5 protein-coding genes are annotated in these 3,547 nt (G+C 71.4%); 3 read left to right on the plus strand and 2 right to left on the minus strand.

Annotated elements, in window-relative coordinates:
* Window positions 1-100 precede the first annotated feature (100 nt).
* A complete protein-coding gene (locus E2651_RS42100; protein ID WP_135336545.1) occupies window positions 101-916 on the minus strand; it encodes a VTC domain-containing protein in 816 nt (271 codons plus the stop codon).
* A complete protein-coding gene (locus E2651_RS42105) occupies window positions 913-1,143 on the minus strand; it encodes a hypothetical protein (RefSeq protein ID WP_135336546.1) in 231 nt (76 codons plus the stop codon). Before E2651_RS42105 ends, E2651_RS42100 begins: the two co-directional genes overlap by 4 nt.
* Before the next feature lie 169 nt (window positions 1,144-1,312).
* On the opposite strand from E2651_RS42105, the gene E2651_RS42110 reads away from it, so the two are divergent.
* From E2651_RS42110 to E2651_RS42120, 3 genes are all read left to right on the plus strand, one after another.
* Window positions 1,313-1,915 carry a DJ-1/PfpI family protein gene (locus E2651_RS42110; protein ID WP_135336547.1) on the plus strand — a complete coding sequence of 201 codons (603 nt, stop codon included), beginning with the start codon at window positions 1,313-1,315 and terminating at the stop codon, window positions 1,913-1,915.
* Window positions 1,912-2,412 carry a MarR family transcriptional regulator gene (locus tag E2651_RS42115; protein WP_245239545.1) on the plus strand — a complete coding sequence of 167 codons (501 nt, stop codon included), beginning with the start codon at window positions 1,912-1,914 and terminating at the stop codon, window positions 2,410-2,412. Before E2651_RS42110 ends, E2651_RS42115 begins: the two co-directional genes overlap by 4 nt.
* Window positions 2,413-2,490: 78 nt before the next feature.
* The coding region (locus E2651_RS42120) for a serine/threonine-protein kinase (protein WP_135336548.1) at window positions 2,491-3,547 on the plus strand (1,057 nt) is incomplete at its 3' end.

The following is a 3,547-nucleotide window of genomic DNA, read 5'->3' on the forward strand; positions in this document are numbered from 1 at the left end:
CGGAGTGTGTATAAGAGACAGGGGGAATTCCTCACGGTGGTGGCTTGCTCGTGGCCTACTTGACGGCGCCGGCGGTCATGCCGGACTTCCAGAACCGCGCTCACCTTCCCCCAGGCGCCGCAGTCCCCGCCCGGGGAAACGCGGTCCGCACCGCCCGCGCCCAGCGGTTGATCCCCAACTCGGGGCGCAGCGCGGCGAATCCGCCGCAGTACTTGGTGAAGTCCGCGGCCCGCACCCCGTACCGGTGAAGCACCCGGTCCGCCTCCGTCAGATGCCCCTGCGTCTTGGTCTCCACGAGCACGAGACCGCGGTCCGCCTCCACCCAACGCCCCGTCGCCACGTCGCGCACCACGAGCCCCGCGTCGCACGTCACCCGCTGCCCGTCGGCCACGAAGGTCGCCCGCCGGTACTCCGTGACGAGGGACTTCGTGAGCCCTCCCGGCGCCTCTATTCCGTACGACCCCCTCAGCACGCCCGCCAGATAGCCCTGCCGTGCGGCGTCGAGGGCGTGGTCGTCCCCCTCCAGACGCTGCCGGTGCTTGACCGTCTCGCCGCGCCCGCTCTTCAGCTTGATCTCGAACTGCCGCTCCCCGCTGTCCTGGTAGAGCCGCTCCCTGATGCGGTAGCGCAGCCGCCGCCCCTGCCGGTGCTCGTGGAAGGTCAGCAGCTCAGGGGTGTCGTAGTACGTCGAGTGGTAGCCGAACCAGCGCTTGCCGCCGATGCTCAGGGCCCGGAAGGGGCCCGATGCGCGGCGCGGATCCGTGAGCAGCGCGGCCAGATCCTCGAAGATCTCGACCGGCACGAGATAGCTGTTGTCGTAGCGGGCGAGGAGTTCCGCCCGCGCGTTCACCTCGTCAAGCGCGATGGGGTGCGCGGCGAGCGCGGCCCTTCCGATGGCGCGTACGGCGGGGTTCACACGGTCTCCTTCTGGGGTGCGGGGGCAGGCGTGCGGGACCGGGTCGTGCGTCGTCGTGCTGCTGTACGTACGAACTCCCCGGGCCGTTCAGAAGGTTCCGGCTGCCGGAAGCGGACTTCCACAACCAACAGGTCGCGTACGTAGTCGACCTCCTGGACGGTCCAGCCGAGCGGCTCCCCCAGGCGCCGGGCGAGCTCGGCACGGAGCGCGGTCTCCTCCCGGTACACGGCGTCCAGCGTGACGACGGCCCGCCGGTCACCGCTAGGGACGGGCGGGTTGACGCCGCCCCCAGCGCGGGTTAACCCGTGAATCTCTTGACAACATGCTGTCATTTTGACAGCATGCTTACGTAAGCACAGCACAGAGAACGGCAGCCGAATCAGCGGAGGTGGCGTCATGTCCCGCAAGCCCGTCCATCTGGCCGTCTACGACACACTCGCCGACTGGGAGCCCGGCTACGCCACGGCGTACCTCGCCCGCTCCGGCCACGAGATCCGTACGGTCGCCGCCGGGTCGCCCTCGCCCGAAACCGTCACCACGGTCGCCGGCGTACGCATCAAGCCCGACATGAGCCTCGCCGATCTGCGCCCCGAGGACAGCTCGCTGCTGATCCTGCCGGGCGCCGACCTGTGGGACACCGGCGACGACCTCGCCCCCTTCGCCCGCACCGCCCGCGCCTTCCTCGACGCGGGCGTGCCGGTCGCCGCGATCTGCGGGGCCACCGCCGGGCTCGCCCGCGAGGGGCTGCTCGACGACCGCGCGCACACCAGCGCGGTGTCGTTCTATCTCGCGGCCACCGGATACAAGGGCGGCGAGCGGTACGTCGAGGCGGACGCCGTCACCGACGGCAACCTGATCACGGCGGGCCCGACCGAGCCGGTCGCCTTCGCGCGCGAGGTGCTCGGGCGGCTCGGCGCGTTCGAGGGCGAGAAGCTGGACGCCTGGTACCGCCTCTTCCACGACTCGGACGCGTCCGCGTACGAGATGCTCGAGTCGTGAGCACCGACCGCGATCGGGTGCGGGAGCAGCAGGACCTGTTCTCCCGCACCGCAATCGGCGTCTTCCGGCTCAACGGCCAATTCCTTTCCGTGGCAGAGGAGTTGGCCAAGCCGGGCGGGCTGACCGCCGCCTGGTGGCAGGTGCTCGGCGCGGTCCTGCGCGAGCCTCTGCCGGTCTCGGGCATCGCCCGCGCGATGGGCATCACCCGGCAGAGCGTGCAGCGCATCGCCGACCTCCTGGTACGGCGAGGCCTCGCCGAGTACGTACCGAACCCGGCCCACCGCCGCGCGAAGCTCCTGCGCCCCACGGACGAGGGCCGCGCGGCCGTCGAGAAGATCGGCCCCGGCCACGCGGAATGGGCGGCGCGTCTGGCGGCGGAGCTGGGCGAGAAGGAATTCGCCGAGACCGTACGGGTGTTGGAACGCCTCTCCCAGGCCGTGGCCCAACTGGCCGTGGCCCAACAGGAAGACGATACGGAACCCGTTACGGAGCCGTAGCAGACAGTCAGCCCCACCTCGCCCCACCACCGCACTAAACTCGATTCGTTGCACACCAATGGGGGAGGTCGCGCGGCGATGGAGAAGCTGGGGCCCGGGGATCCACAGCGAATAGGCGCCTATCGCCTGCTCGCGCGGCTCGGCGCGGGCGGTATGGGGCACGTCTATCTGGCGCGCTCCGACCGTGGGCGTACGGTCGCGGTCAAGCTGGTGCGCGAGGAGCTCGCCGAGCAGGAGGAGTTCAGGAACCGCTTCCGGCAGGAAGTGCGGGCGGCGCGGCGGGTGGGCGGCGCGTGGACGGCGCCGGTGCTCGACGCGGACACCGAGGCGACGATTCCCTGGCTGGCCACGGGATATGTCGCCGGACCTTCCCTCCAGAGCGTCATCTCACAGGACCACGGCCCACTGCCCGAGCGTTCCGTGAAGATCCTCGCGGCGGGACTCGCCAACGCCCTCAAGGACATTCACGCGGCGGGCCTCATCCACCGCGACCTCAAGCCGTCGAACGTCCTGGTCACGATCGACGGCCCCCGGGTCATCGACTTCGGCATCGCGCGTGCCCTGGAGACGGTGACGGACGGCGGCCTCACCCGCACCGGCGCGCTCGTCGGCTCGCCCGGCTTCATGGCACCCGAGCAGGTGCGGGGCGACCGGGTCACTCCGGCGTGCGACGTGTTCTGCCTGGGCTCGGTCCTCGCGTACGCGGCGTCGGGGGCGCTGCCCTTCGGCACGGCGAACAGCGGCGTGCACGCGCTGATGTTCCGTATCGCGCAGGAGGAGCCGGACCTGTCGGCGCTCCCGGAGGAGCTGGCCGAACTGGTCGCCGACTGCCTCCGCAAGACCCCGGCGGACCGCCCGACGCTGGAGCAGATCCTGGAGCGTACGGGCGCGGAGGACACGCTCGGCGACGGCGGCCGCACGCGCGACCCCTGGCTGCCGGGAGGGCTGGTGGCGCAACTGGGCCGCCACGCGGTGCAGTTGCTGGACACGGAGAACCCGGACGAGGGTTCCCCCGTCTCCCTGGCCCCACCGAAGGAACTGACGAAGGGCGCGGCCGCCGCGGGAACCGACGCCGAGGCGCCGGCAGCGCCGGCGTCCACGCCCGACACCCCGCCGACCGACGACACCCCACCCC

Source organism: Streptomyces sp. MZ04 (assembly GCF_004684775.1).
Lineage (GTDB): Bacteria > Actinomycetota > Actinomycetes > Streptomycetales > Streptomycetaceae > Streptomyces.